Source organism: Cupriavidus sp. UYPR2.512 (genome assembly GCF_000379565.1).
GTDB lineage: Bacteria > Pseudomonadota > Gammaproteobacteria > Burkholderiales > Burkholderiaceae > Cupriavidus.
The window spans coordinates 269,599-283,638 of the sequence record NZ_KB902853.1 but is presented as its reverse complement, the minus strand read 5'-3'; the positions used below and the strand labels follow the sequence as shown (position 1 = coordinate 283,638).

The following is a 14,040-nucleotide window of genomic DNA, read 5'->3' as shown; positions in this document are numbered from 1 at the left end:
CGGCGTGATACGAAATGTTTAACGGTTTTGGGTCGTTTTCCTGAAGTCAGGCGGGAACGCGCGCGGCGCTTCGCCGTGGCGGACACAACACTTAGAATGGGGCCATCGTCCCCAACGCGCGCCTTGCCGCCGCATGCCGCCATGATTGCCGACCCGCTTTTCCGCTTCCTGCACGTTGCCGGCGTTGCCGTCTGGGTGGGCGGCATGTTCTTCGCCTACCTGTGCCTGCGGCCAGTGGCCGGCACCGTGCTGGAACCGCCGCCGCGGCTGCAGCTCTGGCGCGGCGTGTTTGCCCGCTTCTTCCCGTGGGTGTGGGCGGCGGTGATCGCGATCCTGCTGAGCGGCGCGGCGATGATGGCCGCAGTGGGCATGTCCGGTGCCCCACGCAACTGGCACCTGATGATGGGCATCGGCCTCGTCATGGCGGCGATTTTCTGCTACGTGTGGTTTGGGCCGTATCGCGTGCTGGGCCGGGCCGTGGATGCCCAGGACTGGCCGGCCGCCGGTGCCGCGCTGAACCGCATCCGGCAGGCGGTGGGGACCAACCTGGTGCTCGGGCTGGTCAATATCGCGGTGGCCACGTTGGGGCGCTGGCTGGCCTGAGCAGCCCGATGCCCCGGCATGGTCCTGCATCGTCGTGTTACCACCAGGCAAAGGGAGAGCCATGATGCGCGTCATCGCATGTCTTGCAGTCCTTGGTCTTGCAGTGGCGGGTGCACCGGCCCATGCCGCGCAAAGCAATCGCCTGAGCGCTGAATATGAACGCTGCATGGCCAAGGCCATGGCGACTGCCGACATGCTCGGCTGCGCTGCGGCCGAAACACGGGTCCAGGACGTGGCGCTGAACAGCGCCTATCAAGCCTTGCTGCGGCGGCTGGAAGCGCCGCGCACCGGCCAGCTGCGGGTGGCGCAGCGTGCCTGGCTGGAGTTCCGCCAGGCCAATTGCGCCTATGTGGCCAATCCGGCCGGCGGCACGGCCGCGCGCGTGGCCGGGGCGACCTGCATGGCCGAGATGACGGCCGCGCGAGTGCGCGAATTGCGTGACTTCGCCACCGAGGCCGCCGCCCGGTGAGCGGGCGAGCCATGTGCTAGAGTTTCCAGACACCTGTGCTGCGGCACGTCTCACCAGGAGATGGATCATGGCAAGTGAATCGCGGAACAACCTGAAAGCTTTTGTGCAAACCGCGCCCCAGGCGGGGCGCTATGTGTGGGTCATCGCGCTTGTGGACTTTAGCGCGCAGCAGATCCGGCGCGCCATTGTCTCGGACGACACCTTCACCACCTCGGATGCCGCGCGGGTAGCGGGCGAGGCCCAACTCAAGGCGATGGCCGAAGACCACTAGGCTGGCGCCAGTGTTGCGCGCTGGCATCTTTGTGATCAACGGATACCGTTTCTTACATTGCGCCGGGATCGGTGCGCGCTAGACTGTGGGCATGTTCCTCCACAAGAAAGGACTCCCATGACACATCGCGCGCTCCGGCCGGCCAAGGCCCTCCTGCTGGCGGCCCTGCTGGGTTCCGGCCTGACGTTCAGTGCGGCGTCGATGGCCCAGGTGTCGGTCAACGTTGCCATCGGCGTACCACCGCCGGCCCCTATCTACGAGGTCGTGCCCGCGCCGCGCTCAGGCTATGTCTGGATGCCGGGCTACTGGGACTGGGATGATCACCACCACAAGCACGCCTGGAAGCAGGGGCGCTGGGAACGTGAACGCCCCGGCTATATCTATGAGTCGCCGCGCTGGATCCAGTCGCGCGACGGCTGGGTGCTGGTGCCGGGGCGCTGGGACCAGGGCGGGTACAAGGACAAGGGGCACAAGGACAAGGGCTATCACTGCCCGCCCGGCCACGCCAAGAAGGGCGAGTGCTGATGCGCCAACCGCCCGGCGCCCTACGGTGACGTCGGGTGGCTTTGCCATGCTACGATCGCCGCCATGACAATCGCGCCCGCGCGGCGCATCGGCAGCGGATACCGGAGGTAGCAATGGCAAAGCACGTTTTCACGCGCGCGCAGTATCTCGACATCCTCAATGACAGCCTGCGCAAGCATCCCGGCTGGCAGCCCGGCATGGCCTTTGTGTTCCTGCCGCCTGGCGCCGATGCCGGCCAGGCCACGGCCGTGGGCTGCACCGGGCCGATGGAGGCCATTCCGGTCTATGCGGAAATCCAGCGGGTGGCTGCCGAACTGATCGAAGTCGGCAACGAATAGCCGCGCCGGTCGCCTTGCGGCCGATGGGTGCCGAAGGTGCGTACAATACCGGCCTCTACAGACTTTCGGATAATGCCGTGAAGAAAACGGACCTGGAAAAAAACAAGGGCCTGAAGCTCGCCAACAGCCTGAAGCAGGCTACGGCGGGGCGGGGCGGTATTCCCGGCGGCGCTGCGCGCCCGGACCGGCGCGAACAGCGCCGGCTGGACCAGGAGCAAGGTCTGGTGCCGTTTGCGTGCAAGCTGGACAGCACGCTGGTCAAGCGCCTGCAGGCGCTTGCCGTGGATCACCCGGGTGGCATGACCGGGCTGCTCAATGAACTGCTGGCGGGCGCGTTGCCGCCGGAGCAGGACAAGAGCTGAAATATGGTGGCCGCGCCTGCGGCCACCTGCCTGACCCCATCAGGTTACGAGCGGGTCAGTCCTCCTCTTCATCGTCAAGGAATTCGCGGCGCAGCATCCAGTTGGCGATGGCTTCGTCGCAGATGCGCTTGAATTTCTGCTTGTCCGGCATCTTGTCGAACAGCTGGAAATTGACCAGCGCCATGCCGGCATCGGTGATATAGAACATCCGGCTCGGATCGTCATCATGGACGATGCGGCCATCGATGGCGTCTTCCTCGCTTTCAGCCGGCATGTCCTCGAGCTCGACCACGCGGCAGGTGAAGCGCGGGCTGCGGGTGTGGGTCAGATACTCGAACTCGTCGTGCATGACCTCGCCGCCTTTGCCTGCGATAACGGCGAAGCCCCAGATAAAGCGGGGCATCGGCAGATCGGACAGATCTTCAATCTCGTCCATGGTGTTCTCCCTGATTCAATCCCCGCATTATCGCCCGGAACGCCGCCACCTCAAACGGTGATGTGGCGCAGCCGCGCCGTTTGCGTCCCGCTCAAGGCTTTGCCTGGCAGTTGGCCAGCGCCGGGGCGGCGTTTTCGGCCTGCATCAGGTCGCGCAACGTGCCTTGCGCGCCCTTGGTCCACCATTCGTGGCGGCCGCCGACATAGCGCGCGCCAGAGGCCGACACGGTGCTGACCGCAAGCACCGGCTCGCCTTCGATGCGCAAGACCGCCGCCTGGTTGTCCGGGCTGTTGCCGAGGCGCAGGCGCAGAGGGTTGCGAGCAGGGCCACGGCGCGGGCGCGGGACAGGATCGGGCGAGCGGTCATGGGTTTGCCTTGGTCGATCGGTGGTGTGCCAGCCAGTTGAGAGGGGCGGCGCCGGCGGCGGTCGCGCCGGCGTCCAGGTCAGCCGAGCATGTAGCCGGCGGCGAGCGTACGGAAGCTCTCGATTTCGCGCGCCTGCCAGGCCTCGTTCTCGCCGAACTCCTCGGCCAGGATCGCGGCCACGGCCGGCGCGGCGTCCACGGCGGCGCGCGCGTCCAGGAACAGCGCGCGGTTGCGGCGGGCCAGCACGTCCTCGACCCTGCGGCCCAGTTCGTGCCGCGCCGCAAAGCGCACGTGCGCCTCGGTCAGGCCCGACGCCGGTGCCAGCATCCGGTCATATCCGGGCAGCGCGCGCAGCATGTCCAGCTCATTGCCATAGTAGCGGTCCGGCGAGCCTGAATCCGGCGGCGGCAGCCCGGCCGGCAGCCCCGCCGCGCCGTGCAGGGGCAACTCGGCGGTCACGCACGGGGCCGCGCGCACCATCTGGCGCTGGATCGCGGTCTCGATCACGTCTTCGGCCATCTTGCGGTAAGTGGTCCACTTGCCGCCGGTGACGGTGATCAGCCCGGCCTTGGACACCAGGATCGTATGCTCGCGCGACAGCGACGCGGTAGAGGCCTCGCCGGTTGCCCGCACCAGCGGCCGCAGGCCGGCCCAGACGCTGGTGACGTCGGCACGGGTCGGGTCCCTGGCCAGGTAGCGCGACGCGGTTTCCAGGATGAAATCGACGTCGTCGGCGCCGGCGTCCGGCTCCAGCGGCAGGTCGCGGCGCGGCGTGTCGGTGGTGCCGACGATGGTGTGGCCGTTCCATGGCACCACGAACAGCACCCGGCCGTCGTCGGTCTTGGGAATCAGGATGGCGCGCTCGCCCGGCAGGAAGCTGCGCGGCAGCGTCAGGTGCACGCCCTGGCTGGGCGCGACCATGGCGCGTGCGTGGCCGTCCTCCATCTGCCGGATCGCATCGACCCACACGCCGGTGGCGTTGATCACGCAGTCGGCGCGCAGGTGGAAGGTGGCATCGCCCAGCACATCCTGCACGGTCACGCCGCTGATCACGCCGCCTTGCTGGCTCAGGCCCGTCACGCGCATGTAGTTGAGCGCGGTGCCGCCCACGTCGAACAGCGTGCGCATCAGCGCCACCGCCAGCCGCGCATCGTCGAACTGGCCGTCGAAATACAGGTTGCCGCCGCGCAGCGGACGCCCGCCGACGTGCTCGGCCAGGTTGGGCGCCGCGGCCAGCACCTCGCGGTGATTCAGCCAGCGGCTGCCGGCCAGGTTGAGGTCGCCGGCCAGCATGTCGTAGAGCTTGAGGCCGATGCCGTAGAAGGGCTGGTCGAACAGCTGGTAGGCCGGCACCACGAAGCCCAGCGGCCACACCAGATGCGGCGCGTTGCGCGCCAGCAGGCCGCGCTCATGCAGGGCTTCGCGCACCAGGCTGATATTGCCCTGGGCCAGGTAGCGCACGCCGCCATGCACCAGCTTGGTGGCCTTGCTGGAGGTGCCCTTGGCAAAATCCGCGGCTTCGACCAGCAGCGTGCGGTAGCCGCGCGAGGCGGCGTCGACTGCGGTGCCCAGGCCGGTGGCGCCGCCGCCGATGACGATCACGTCCCAGCGCGGCTCGCGCTCCAGGATGGCGAGCAGGGCGGCGCGGTGGGGGGGCTGGATCGGGGTAGAGACTCTCTGCATGACGCTTTCTTCGGGGTGTGTTCGGGGTCGGCTGGCGCTCAGGCGTGGCTGCCGTTGGCTTCGTCCTCGCGCGCCCAGTCGCGCGCGCGGTCGACTGCGCGATGCCAGCGCGCCAGCCGGTGGCTGCGCGCGTCAGCCGACAGGTTCGGCTCAAAGCGCCGCTCCGCCTGCCATTGCTGCGCGATCTCTGCCGGATCGCTCCAGTAGCCGGTGGCCAGGCCCGCCAGGTAGGCGGCGCCCAGCGCGGTGGTTTCGGTCACGCGCGGGCGGACCACCGCGGTGCCGAGCAGGTCGGCCTGCATCTGCATCAGCAGGTCGCTGCGCGAGGCGCCGCCGTCCACGCGCAGCTCGGCCAGCGAGATGCCGGCGTCCTTCTGCATGGCTTCCAGCACGTCGACGCTCTGCAGCGCGATCGATTCCAGCGCCGCGCGCGCGATCTGCGGCCGGCCCGTGCCGCGCGTCATGCCGACCAGCGTGCCGCGCGCAAAGGCGTCCCAGTGCGGCGCGCCCAGGCCGGCAAAGGCGGGCACCAGCACCACACCGCCGGTGTCGTCGCACTGGCGCGCCAGCGGTTCGACCTCGGGCGCGCTGTTGATGATCTTCAGGCCGTCGCGCAGCCACTGGATGGTGGCGCCGCCCATGAACACGCCGCCTTCCAGGCAATATTGCGTCTGGCCGCCGAACTGCCAGCCGATCGTGGTTAGCAGCCGGTTGTGCGACGTGACCGGTTGCGCGCCGGTATTCATCAGCAGGAAGCAGCCGGTGCCGTAGGTGTTCTTGGCCATCCCCGGCGACAAGCAGGCCTGGCCGAAGGTGGCGGCCTGCTGGTCGCCGGCGATACCGGCAATGGGGATCTGCATGCCGAAGAGCCGCGCCGAGGTGCGCGCCACCTCGCCGCTGGACGCCACCACCTCGGGCAGCAGCGCGTGCGGGATGTCGAGCAGCGCCAGCAGCGCGTCGTCCCACTCGAAGCGGTGGATATTGAACAGCATCGTGCGCGAGGCATTTGACACATCGGTGATATGGCGCGCGCCGTCGGTCAGCTGCCAGATCAGCCAGCTGTCGACGGTGCCGAAGGCAAGCTCGCCGCGCTGGGCGCGTTCGCGCGCGCCTTCGATGTTGTCGAGCATCCAGCGCAGCTTGGTGCCGGAGAAATAGGCATCGATGATCAGGCCGGTCTTCTCGCGGAACAGCTCGCCGTGGCCGGCGGCCTGCAGCGCCTCGCACATGGGCGCGGTGCGGCGGTCCTGCCAGACCAGCGCGCGCCCGACCGGCTCGCCGGTCTTGCGGTCCCACAGCACGGTGGTCTCGCGCTGGTTGGTGATGCCGATGGCGCGCACCTGCGAGGCCGAGATGCCGGCATCGGCCAGCACCGCGTGCGCCACCGCCAGCTGCGATTGCCAGATCTCGTAAGGGTCGTGCTCGACATGGCCGGGATGTGGGTAATATTGGCGGAACTCGCGCTGCGCGAGCCGCACCACATTGCCGGCATGGTCGAACAGGATGGCCCGCGAGCTGCTGGTGCCCTGGTCGAGCGCCAGCACATATTGCGGCTCGGTGGGAAGCTGGGACGATGCAGGGCGCTGGGCCTGCGCGGCTGGCTGGTTCATGCGTTCGATCCTGACAATGGCAAAGCACGCCGGCCCGGCCGGCGCATGGATTCTTGATGGCTGAAATGTCTTCCTTGCCGCCCGCGGACCCCGCGGGCAACCTCACGGCCGGTCCCGCCGCGCAGATCGCCGCCTCGCTGGCGGCGCGCAGCGGCTTCGATGCGGCCGCCAAGCTGCGCCTGATGGCGGCCGGCCAGCAGGTTGGCTGGCTGCCGCGAGCCCATGCGGCAATCCTGCGTGGCATGGGCGCCATCCTCGGCCCGGACGACCGCCTGGCCGATGGCACCACGGCGGCGGAACTGCTGCCGGGGCACAATGACTTCGACGCGCGCAGCGCCGCGCTGCAGGCGCTGGCCCGCCAACTGGCCGACACCGGCCACGTGCGCGGCTGGCGCGATGAACGGTTCGCGGTCACCCCCGCGCTGGACGCGCCCGCACTCGCCGTGGTGGAACGCGCGGCGGCGCGCTTTCTCGGGCTGCTGACCTTTGCCTCGCACATGAACGGCATTGTCGATGGCGCCGCGTGTGACGATCCCGATGGCGGTCCCGCCCTGTGGATCTCGCGGCGCAGCCCCGCCAAGTCGGTCGACCCCGGCATGTGGGACAACCTGGTTGCCGGCGGCATGCCGCATGGCAGCGATCCGCTGGCGACGCTGGTGCGCGAATGCGAGGAAGAATCCGGCATCCCGCCCGCGCTGGCGCAGGGCGCGCAGGCCCACGGCATGATCGAGGTGCTGCGCGACCTGCCCGAAGGCGTACAGTGGGAGCAGGTCTACGTCTACGACCTGCTGCTGCCGCCTGGCTTCACGCCGCGCAACCAAGATGGCGAGGTCAGCGAGCACCGGCGCGTCGATGTGGCCGCATTGCTTGCTATCATGTCGGCCGGCGCCATGACGGTCGATGCGACACTGGTGACGCTGGATGCCCTTGGGCGGCGCGGCTGGCTCGGTCCTGACCATCGCGCCTGAGCCGTCGCCGCGGGTTCCGCCTGTGCCGATCTTGCCGACCTCGCTGACCTCGCTGACCTCGCTGACCTCGCTGACCTGGTTTTTCCGGCCTTGCGCCGCGCCACTCCGACAGAACAACACACCATGAGCAACACCGGATTCATTCTGACCCTCTCGTGCCCCGACCAGCCGGGCATCGTCCATGCCGTCTCGGGCCTGCTGTTCCAGCACGGCTGCAATATCGTCGACTCCGACCAGTACGGTGACGAGTACGCCGGCCGCTTTTTCATGCGCGTGCATTTCACGCCGGCCGCCGGCGGCCCGGACCTGGACACGCTGAAGGCCGCGTTCGCGCCGGTGGGCGACCAGTTCGGCATGCAGTGGGAGCTGAACGACGCCGCGGTCAAGCCGCGCGTGATGATCATGGTGTCCAAGATCGGCCACTGCCTGAATGACCTGCTGTTCCGCGCCAAGGTGGGCGGCCTGCCCGTGGAGATCGCGGCCATCGTCTCGAACCACCGCGACTTCTATCAGCTGGCGGCGTCGTACGACGTGCCGTTCTTCCACCTGCCGCTGATGAACGCCTCGGCCGAGCAGAAGGCCGCGCAGGAAGCGCGCGTGTTCGACGTGGTGCAGGAGCAGAAGATCGACCTGGTGGTGCTGGCGCGCTACATGCAGGTGCTGTCCGACGACCTGTGCCGCAAGCTGGCCGGCCGCGCGATCAATATCCACCACTCGTTCCTGCCCAGCTTCAAGGGCGCCAAACCGTACTACCAGGCGCATGACCGCGGCGTGAAGCTGATCGGCGCGACCGCGCACTACGTCACCGCGGACCTGGACGAAGGCCCGATCATCGAGCAGGAGATCGAGCGCGTGGACCACAGCATGGACCCGGAGCAACTTACCGCCGTCGGCCGCGACGTGGAATGCGTGGCACTGGCGCGCGCGGTCAAGTGGCATGCCGAACACCGTATCCTGCTGAACGGCCACAAGACCGTGGTGTTCAAGTAGGCTCGTCGTCTCCCGGTTCCCGCGCCCGCGGGAACCCTGCCGCTTCCCGGTTGCCGCATCCCCGCCGGCGCGGGGATGCCGGGCCAGCGGGTCAGTCCCGCTGCGCCACCACACACTTCACCCCACTGTCGGCCACGATCTGGTCGAACGGCGCTGCCAGCGGCTCATCGGTAAAGAGCCGGTCGACCTGCGACACATGCGCCAGCTCCACCATTGCCTGGCGGTTGAACTTGCTGGCGTCCGCCGCCAGCCACACCTCGCGTGAATGCTCGATGATGGTCCGCGCCACCTTGACCTCGCGGAAGTCGTAGTCGCGCAGTGTGCCGTCGGTCTCGATGCCCGAGATGCCGATCAGCCCGATATCCACCTTGAACTGGCGGATGAACTCCACCGTGGCCTCGCCCACGATGCCGCGGTCGCGTGAGCGCAGCACGCCACCGGCGACGATGACCTCGCAATCGGCGTTGTCGGCAAGGATATTGGCCACGTTCAGGTTGTTGGTGATCACGCGCAGCCCGCGGTGGTGCATCAGCTCGCGCGCTATCTCTTCCACCGTGGTGCCGATGTTCAGGATCAGCGAGCAGCCCTCGGGCACCGCGGCGGCCACCGCGCGCGCGATGCGCGCCTTGCCCTCGGCATTGAGCACCTGCCGCTGCCGGTAAGCGATGTTCTCGGTGGTGGAGCCGTCTACCCGCACCCCGCCATGGAAGCGCGCCAGCTTGCCGTTCTCGGCCAGCAGGTTGACGTCGCGGCGTACCGTCTGGAGCGTGACGCCGAACTTGCGCGCAAGTTCGTCGATGGAGGCAAAGCCCTGGGTGCGGACTTCTTCGAGCAGGGCCGTCTGGCGGGGATTCAGGGTCATGCCGGGATTCTAGTCCAAACAGAAACGAAAACAAATGATGCAGTGCACTATTGTTTTACGTTCGTTTTGTTGCTAAAACGAGCGTAAAGCCAAGACTTGTGCGCCTGCATCCGGCAAAGCTGTGATGCGGGAAGCATTTCGAACATGGAGGACGGATGCAGCTACGTTTGGAAGGCGTCGCACAACAGGCAGGTTCGCAGGCGTATCTCTATCCGATGACGCTCGCGCCGGTTCCGGGTGCGGTGACCATCCTGCTGGGCGCCACGCAGGCGGGCAAGACGTCGCTGATGCGGGTGATGGCCGGGCTGGACCGGCCCAGCGCCGGCCGCGTGCTGGTCGACGGCCGCGACGTGACCGGCATGCCGGTGCGCGAGCGCAATGTGTCGATGGTCTACCAGCAGTTCATCAACTATCCGTCGCTCAAGGTCTTCGACAACATCGCCTCGCCGCTGCGGCTGCGGCGCAAAGCGCCGGCCGCAGAGATTGCCGCGCGCGTGCGCGAGCTGGCCGGGCGGCTGCATATCGACCACCTGCTGGACCGCTTTCCTTCCGAGCTCTCCGGCGGGCAGCAGCAGCGCGTGGCACTGGCGCGCGCGCTGGCCAAGGAGGCGCCGCTGATGCTGCTGGACGAGCCGCTGGTCAATCTTGACTACAAGCTGCGCGAAGAACTGCGCGAGGAGCTGGCGCAGCTATTCGCGCATGGCGACGCCACCGTGATCTATGCCACCACCGAGCCCGGCGAAGCGCTGCTGCTGGGCGGGCATACCGCGGTGCTGGACGCCGGCGAATTGCTGCAGTACGGCCCGACGCCCCAGGTCTTCCACTATCCTGATTCGCTGCGCGTGGCGCGTGCGTTCAACGATCCGCCGATGAACCTGGTCGAGGGCAGGCTGCAGGGCGGCTGGGTCACGCTGGCCGGCAATATCTCCGTGCCGGTGCCCGGCGCGGGCGGGCGCGACGGCCCGGTCACGATGGGGGTGCGCGCATCGGCATTGCGCCTGGCCGGTGAGGCGGGCGCTGTGGCCGTGCCCGGGCGCGTGGCGCTGGCCGAGCTGTCAGGCTCAGACACCTTTGTCCACGCCGATACCCCGGTGGGCAACCTGGTGGCGCAGTTTGCCGGCGTGCTCGACCTGGCGCTGGGCGAGCCGGTGTCACTGCACCTGCTGCCCGAGCAGATCTACCTGTTCGACGCCGACGGGCGTCGCATCCACGCGCCGCGCCGGCCGGGCGGGCTGGCGGCTGACGTGCCCGGCGGCGCGGCCGCGGCTGCCGGGGCAGGGGCCTGAGATGGCGCGCATCGACCTGGACCTGGCGCACTCCTATGTGTCAAATCCGCGTACCGACGAGGACTACGCGCTGCTGCCGCTGCAATTCACTTTCGAAGACGGCGGCGCCTACGCGCTGCTGGGCCCGTCCGGCTGCGGCAAGACCACGCTGCTGAACTGCATTTCGGGGTTGCTGCGGCCTTCGCACGGCACCATCGCCTTCGATGGCCGCGACGTGACCGCTGCCACGCCGCAGGCGCGCAATATCGCCCAGGTGTTCCAGTTCCCGGTGATCTACGACACCATGACCGTCGGCGAGAACCTGGCCTTCCCGCTGCGCAACCGCGGCGTGCCGCAAGCCCAGGTGCGCGAGCGGGTAGGGCGCGTGGCCGAGATGCTGGACCTGTCGGGCACGCTCGATCGCCGCGCCAGCGGCCTGGCTGCAGACGCCAAGCAGAAGATCTCGCTGGGGCGCGGGCTGGTGCGCCAGGACGTGTCGGCCATTCTCTTCGACGAGCCGCTGACGGTGATCGATCCGCAGCTCAAATGGCAGCTGCGGCGCAAGCTCAAGGAAATCCACCACGAGTTCCGCCTGACGCTGATCTACGTGACGCATGACCAGACCGAGGCGCTGACCTTTGCCGACCAGGTGGTGGTGATGTCGCGCGGCAAGGCGGTGCAGGTGGGGCCGGCCGATGCGCTGTTCGAGCGGCCCGCGCATACTTTTGTCGGGCATTTCATCGGCTCGCCGGGCATGAATTTCCTGCCCGGGCAGTGGCGCGACGGCGCGCTTGAGCTGGCCGGGCGCCGCTACATGCCGGAGTTGTCGCCGTCAGTCGAAGCGGCGTTGCGCGAGGCCGGCAGCTTCCGCATCGGCGTGCGGCCCGAGTACCTGCGCCTGGCGCCGGAGAGCGACGCGCAGGCTGTGCCGGTGCGGGTGGAGCGCGCGCAGGACATCGGCACTTACTGGCTGCTGACTGGCGGCGTGCAGGAGGCGGGCGCACTGGCCGGCACGCTGCGCGCGCGGCTGGGTATCGAGGCAGCCGGTCTGCGTCCGGGCGACACGGCCTGGTTGTCAGTGTTCAACCGTCATACCTGCTACTACGTCAACGAGGAACTGGTGCCATGAAGCCCGTCAACCAGAAGGCCTGGCTGCTGGTGTTGCCGGTGGTGGCGTGCGTGGCGTTCTCCGCCATCCTGCCGCTGATGACCATCGTCAACTACTCGGTGCAGGACATCATCTCGCCCGAGCGGCGCGTGTTTGTCGGCACCGAATGGTTCCGCACCGTGCTGCGTGACGGCGAGCTGCACGACGCACTGCTGCGCCAGCTGGGCTTCTCGCTGGCGGTCCTGCTGGTGGAGATCCCGCTGGGCATCCTGCTGGCGCTGTCGATGCCGGCCAGGGGCTGGAAGGCATCGGCGGTGCTGGTGATCATCGCGTTGTCGCTGCTGATTCCGTGGAACGTGGTCGGCACTATCTGGCAGATCTTCGGGCGCACCGATATCGGCCTGCTGGGCGCAGCGCTGGCAGCGATGGGCTTCGACTACAACTACACCGGCAGCGCCTTCGATGCCTGGGTCACGGTGCTGGTGATGGACGTCTGGCACTGGACGCCGCTGGTGGCGCTGCTGTGCTACGCCGGCCTGCGCGCCATCCCCGACGCCTACTACCAGGCCGCGCAGATCGACGGCGCCTCGCGCCTGGCGGTGTTCCGCTATATCCAGCTGCCCAAGATGCGTGGCGTGCTGATGATCGCGGTGCTGCTGCGCTTCATGGACAGCTTCATGATCTATACGGAGCCCTTCGTGCTGACCGGCGGCGGTCCCGGCAACGCCACCACCTTCCTGTCGCAGTACCTGACGCAAAAGGCCGTGGGTCAGTTCGACCTGGGCCCGGCGGCGGCATTTTCCATCGTCTATTTCCTGATCATCCTGCTCATGTGTTTCATCCTCTACAACTGGATGCAGCGCGCGGGCACCGCCGGCAGCGAGGACATGCCCCATGGCTGAGATCCCTTCCGTGATCCCCGCACGGGCCAACCGCGCCACCTGGTGGCGCGCGGGCTTCCTGCTGGTCTACCTGCTGTTTGCCATCGTGCCAATCTACTGGATGGTGAACATGTCGTTCAAGACCAACGAGGAGATCGTCTCCACGCTGTCGCTGTGGCCGGCCGACTTCACGCTGGAGCACTACAAAACCATCTTCACCGACCCGTCGTGGTATTCGGGCTACGTCAACTCGATGATCTACGTGGCGATGAACACGGTGATCTCGATCAGCGTGGCGCTGCCGGCCGCCTATGCCTTTTCGCGCTACCAGTTCATCGGCGACAAGCATGTGTTCTTCTGGCTGCTGACCAACCGCATGACGCCGCCCGCGGTGTTCCTGCTGCCGTTCTTCCAGCTCTACAGCACCATCGGGCTGATGGATACCCACCTGGGCGTGGCGCTGGCGCACCTGGTCTTCAACGTGCCGCTGGCGGTATGGATCCTGGAAGGCTTCATGTCGGGCGTGCCGCGCGAGATCGATGAGACCGCGTATGTCGATGGCTACTCGTTTCCGCGTTTCTTCCTGACCATCTTCCTGCCGCTGATCAAGGCCGGCGTGGGCGTGGCGGCGTTCTTCTGCTTCATGTTCAGCTGGGTCGAACTGCTGCTGGCGCGCACGCTGACCTCGGTCAACGCCAAGCCCATCGTCGCCACCATGACGCGCACGGTCTCGGCATCGGGCATGGACTGGGGCGTGCTGGCCGCGGCCGGCGTGCTGACCATCGTGCCCGGCGGCATCGTGATCTGGTTCGTGCGGCACTACATCGCGAAGGGCTTCGCGATGGGCCGCGTGTAAGCCGCGGGGAAAAGGACCAAGGAGACGGCGCAATGCTGAACTGGATGGTGTGGACAACGCCGGTGGCGGCGTTCTTTGGCTGCATCGTGGTCATGCTGATCGGTATGACGATCTGGGAAATCCGCGCGCCTTCGGTGCTGCGCAAAGGCTTCCTGCCGATCGCCACGACGCGCGGCGACCGCCTGTTCATCGGTCTGATGTGCGCGGCCTGGGTCAACCTGGCGTGGGTGGGGCTGGGCGAGAAGGTAACGGCCTGGCTGTCGCTGGCCGAAGAGCCGTCGGTGTGGATCAGCTTCGTGATGTCAATGCTGGTGCTGGCGCTGGTCATGCGCAAGGGTTAGCGGTACCGGAAAAACAAGCCTGAATGGAACACGCGGCTTATCCCTGCCCCGGGGCCGCCAACCAGACCACAAGCCGGGGGAGGGGAATTCCTGAGGAGACACCGAT

At 67.7% G+C, this 14,040-nt stretch carries 18 protein-coding genes; 13 read left to right on the top strand and 5 right to left on the bottom strand.

Annotated elements, in window-relative coordinates:
* Window positions 1–141 precede the first annotated feature (141 nt).
* The 6 genes from A3A5_RS0104010 (at window position 142) to A3A5_RS0103985 (ending at window position 2,568) form a co-directional block, all read left to right on the top strand.
* Window positions 142–603, top strand: coding sequence for a CopD family protein (locus tag A3A5_RS0104010; RefSeq protein WP_018309349.1), 462 nt, complete (start codon window positions 142–144; stop codon window positions 601–603).
* 166 nt (window positions 604–769) lie between these two features.
* On the top strand, window positions 770–1,072 hold the full coding sequence (locus A3A5_RS0104005) for a lysozyme inhibitor LprI family protein (RefSeq protein ID WP_018309348.1): 303 nt from the start codon (window positions 770–772) through the stop codon (window positions 1,070–1,072).
* Between the two features lie 67 nt (window positions 1,073–1,139).
* Window positions 1,140–1,343 (top strand): hypothetical protein, encoded by a 204-nt coding sequence (locus A3A5_RS0104000; RefSeq protein WP_018309347.1) that lies wholly within the window; start codon window positions 1,140–1,142, stop codon window positions 1,341–1,343.
* A 117-nt stretch (window positions 1,344–1,460) separates the two neighbouring features.
* Window positions 1,461–1,868: a YXWGXW repeat-containing protein gene (locus A3A5_RS0103995; protein ID WP_018309346.1), complete on the top strand. Its 408-nt coding sequence runs from the start codon at window positions 1,461–1,463 to the stop codon at window positions 1,866–1,868.
* Between the two features lie 113 nt (window positions 1,869–1,981).
* Window positions 1,982–2,206: a hypothetical protein gene (locus A3A5_RS0103990; RefSeq protein WP_018309345.1), complete on the top strand. Its 225-nt coding sequence runs from the start codon at window positions 1,982–1,984 to the stop codon at window positions 2,204–2,206.
* Between the two features lie 23 nt (window positions 2,207–2,229).
* Complete coding sequence (locus tag A3A5_RS0103985) at window positions 2,230–2,568, top strand: hypothetical protein (RefSeq protein WP_018309344.1); 339 nt, start codon at window positions 2,230–2,232, stop codon at window positions 2,566–2,568.
* A gap of 55 nt (window positions 2,569–2,623) precedes the next feature.
* Here the strand turns inward: A3A5_RS0103985 and A3A5_RS0103980 are convergent, their stop codons facing one another.
* The 4 genes from A3A5_RS0103980 to glpK all read right to left on the bottom strand — a co-directional run bounded on the left by A3A5_RS0103980 (window position 2,624) and on the right by glpK (window position 6,663).
* Window positions 2,624–3,004, bottom strand: a complete 381-nt coding sequence (locus A3A5_RS0103980) for a hypothetical protein (RefSeq protein ID WP_012353264.1) — start codon at window positions 3,002–3,004, stop codon at window positions 2,624–2,626.
* 91 nt (window positions 3,005–3,095) lie between these two features.
* Window positions 3,096–3,269: an MliC family protein gene (locus tag A3A5_RS44360; protein WP_018309343.1), complete on the bottom strand. Its 174-nt coding sequence runs from the start codon at window positions 3,267–3,269 to the stop codon at window positions 3,096–3,098.
* Window positions 3,270–3,448: 179 nt separating this feature from the next.
* The gene (locus A3A5_RS0103970; protein WP_018309342.1) at window positions 3,449–5,053 is read right to left on the bottom strand and encodes a glycerol-3-phosphate dehydrogenase/oxidase; all 1,605 of its coding nucleotides are present in this window, start codon (window positions 5,051–5,053) and stop codon (window positions 3,449–3,451) included.
* A gap of 38 nt (window positions 5,054–5,091) precedes the next feature.
* Window positions 5,092–6,663 (bottom strand): glycerol kinase GlpK, encoded by a 1,572-nt coding sequence (glpK, locus tag A3A5_RS0103965; protein WP_018309341.1) that lies wholly within the window; start codon window positions 6,661–6,663, stop codon window positions 5,092–5,094.
* Window positions 6,664–6,719: 56 nt separating this feature from the next.
* Between glpK and A3A5_RS0103960 the strand changes: the two genes are divergently transcribed.
* On the top strand, window positions 6,720–7,631 hold the full coding sequence (locus A3A5_RS0103960; RefSeq protein ID WP_018309340.1) for an NUDIX hydrolase family protein: 912 nt from the start codon (window positions 6,720–6,722) through the stop codon (window positions 7,629–7,631).
* 123 nt (window positions 7,632–7,754) lie between these two features.
* Window positions 7,755–8,621, top strand: a complete 867-nt coding sequence (gene purU, locus A3A5_RS0103955; protein ID WP_018309339.1) for a formyltetrahydrofolate deformylase — start codon at window positions 7,755–7,757, stop codon at window positions 8,619–8,621.
* A 91-nt stretch (window positions 8,622–8,712) separates the two neighbouring features.
* Here purU and A3A5_RS0103950 read toward each other — a convergent pair whose 3' ends face one another.
* Window positions 8,713–9,483, bottom strand: coding sequence for a DeoR/GlpR family DNA-binding transcription regulator (locus A3A5_RS0103950; RefSeq protein ID WP_018309338.1), 771 nt, complete (start codon window positions 9,481–9,483; stop codon window positions 8,713–8,715).
* A 155-nt stretch (window positions 9,484–9,638) separates the two neighbouring features.
* On the opposite strand from A3A5_RS0103950, the gene A3A5_RS0103945 reads away from it, so the two are divergent.
* Genes A3A5_RS0103945 through A3A5_RS0103925 form a run of 5 tightly spaced genes read left to right on the top strand, consistent with a single transcriptional unit; the run spans window position 9,639 to window position 13,934 of the window.
* A complete protein-coding gene (locus A3A5_RS0103945; RefSeq protein ID WP_018309337.1) occupies window positions 9,639–10,769 on the top strand; it encodes an ABC transporter ATP-binding protein in 1,131 nt (376 codons plus the stop codon).
* A gap of 1 nt (window position 10,770) precedes the next feature.
* Window positions 10,771–11,877, top strand: coding sequence for an ABC transporter ATP-binding protein (locus A3A5_RS0103940; protein WP_018309336.1), 1,107 nt, complete (start codon window positions 10,771–10,773; stop codon window positions 11,875–11,877).
* Entirely contained in the window at window positions 11,874–12,758 is an 885-nt protein-coding gene (locus A3A5_RS0103935) for a carbohydrate ABC transporter permease (protein ID WP_018309335.1), read from the top strand. The genes A3A5_RS0103940 and A3A5_RS0103935 overlap by 4 nt, the downstream gene beginning before the upstream one ends.
* Window positions 12,751–13,593 (top strand): carbohydrate ABC transporter permease, encoded by an 843-nt coding sequence (locus tag A3A5_RS0103930; protein ID WP_018309334.1) that lies wholly within the window; start codon window positions 12,751–12,753, stop codon window positions 13,591–13,593. Before A3A5_RS0103935 ends, A3A5_RS0103930 begins: the two co-directional genes overlap by 8 nt.
* A gap of 32 nt (window positions 13,594–13,625) precedes the next feature.
* Window positions 13,626–13,934, top strand: coding sequence for a DUF2160 domain-containing protein (locus A3A5_RS0103925; RefSeq protein ID WP_018309333.1), 309 nt, complete (start codon window positions 13,626–13,628; stop codon window positions 13,932–13,934).
* Window positions 13,935–14,040 lie beyond the last annotated feature (106 nt).

Excerpts from the sequence above, each read along its gene's own strand:
- A3A5_RS0103995 (WP_018309346.1), top strand. The coding sequence starts at position 1,461 with ATGACACATCGCGCGCTCCGGCCGGCCAAGGCCCTCCTGCTGGCGGCC.
- A3A5_RS0103985 (WP_018309344.1), top strand. The coding sequence starts at position 2,230 with ATGGGTGCCGAAGGTGCGTACAATACCGGCCTCTACAGACTTTCGGAT.
- A3A5_RS0104005 (WP_018309348.1), top strand. The coding sequence starts at position 770 with ATGGCCAAGGCCATGGCGACTGCCGACATGCTCGGCTGCGCTGCGGCC.
- A3A5_RS0104000 (WP_018309347.1), top strand. The coding sequence starts at position 1,140 with ATGGCAAGTGAATCGCGGAACAACCTGAAAGCTTTTGTGCAAACCGCG.
- A3A5_RS0104010 (WP_018309349.1), top strand. The coding sequence starts at position 142 with ATGATTGCCGACCCGCTTTTCCGCTTCCTGCACGTTGCCGGCGTTGCC.
- A3A5_RS0103925 (WP_018309333.1), top strand. The coding sequence starts at position 13,626 with ATGCTGAACTGGATGGTGTGGACAACGCCGGTGGCGGCGTTCTTTGGC.
- A3A5_RS0103945 (WP_018309337.1), top strand. The coding sequence starts at position 9,639 with ATGCAGCTACGTTTGGAAGGCGTCGCACAACAGGCAGGTTCGCAGGCG.
- glpK (WP_018309341.1), bottom strand. The coding sequence starts at position 6,663 with ATGAACCAGCCAGCCGCGCAGGCCCAGCGCCCTGCATCGTCCCAGCTT.
- A3A5_RS0103930 (WP_018309334.1), top strand. The coding sequence starts at position 12,751 with ATGGCTGAGATCCCTTCCGTGATCCCCGCACGGGCCAACCGCGCCACC.
- A3A5_RS0103990 (WP_018309345.1), top strand. The coding sequence starts at position 1,982 with ATGGCAAAGCACGTTTTCACGCGCGCGCAGTATCTCGACATCCTCAAT.
- A3A5_RS0103980 (WP_012353264.1), bottom strand. The coding sequence starts at position 3,004 with ATGGACGAGATTGAAGATCTGTCCGATCTGCCGATGCCCCGCTTTATC.
- A3A5_RS0103960 (WP_018309340.1), top strand. The coding sequence starts at position 6,720 with ATGGCTGAAATGTCTTCCTTGCCGCCCGCGGACCCCGCGGGCAACCTC.
- A3A5_RS0103935 (WP_018309335.1), top strand. The coding sequence starts at position 11,874 with ATGAAGCCCGTCAACCAGAAGGCCTGGCTGCTGGTGTTGCCGGTGGTG.
- A3A5_RS0103970 (WP_018309342.1), bottom strand. The coding sequence starts at position 5,053 with ATGCAGAGAGTCTCTACCCCGATCCAGCCCCCCCACCGCGCCGCCCTG.
- A3A5_RS0103940 (WP_018309336.1), top strand. The coding sequence starts at position 10,771 with ATGGCGCGCATCGACCTGGACCTGGCGCACTCCTATGTGTCAAATCCG.
- A3A5_RS0103950 (WP_018309338.1), bottom strand. The coding sequence starts at position 9,483 with ATGACCCTGAATCCCCGCCAGACGGCCCTGCTCGAAGAAGTCCGCACC.
- purU (WP_018309339.1), top strand. The coding sequence starts at position 7,755 with ATGAGCAACACCGGATTCATTCTGACCCTCTCGTGCCCCGACCAGCCG.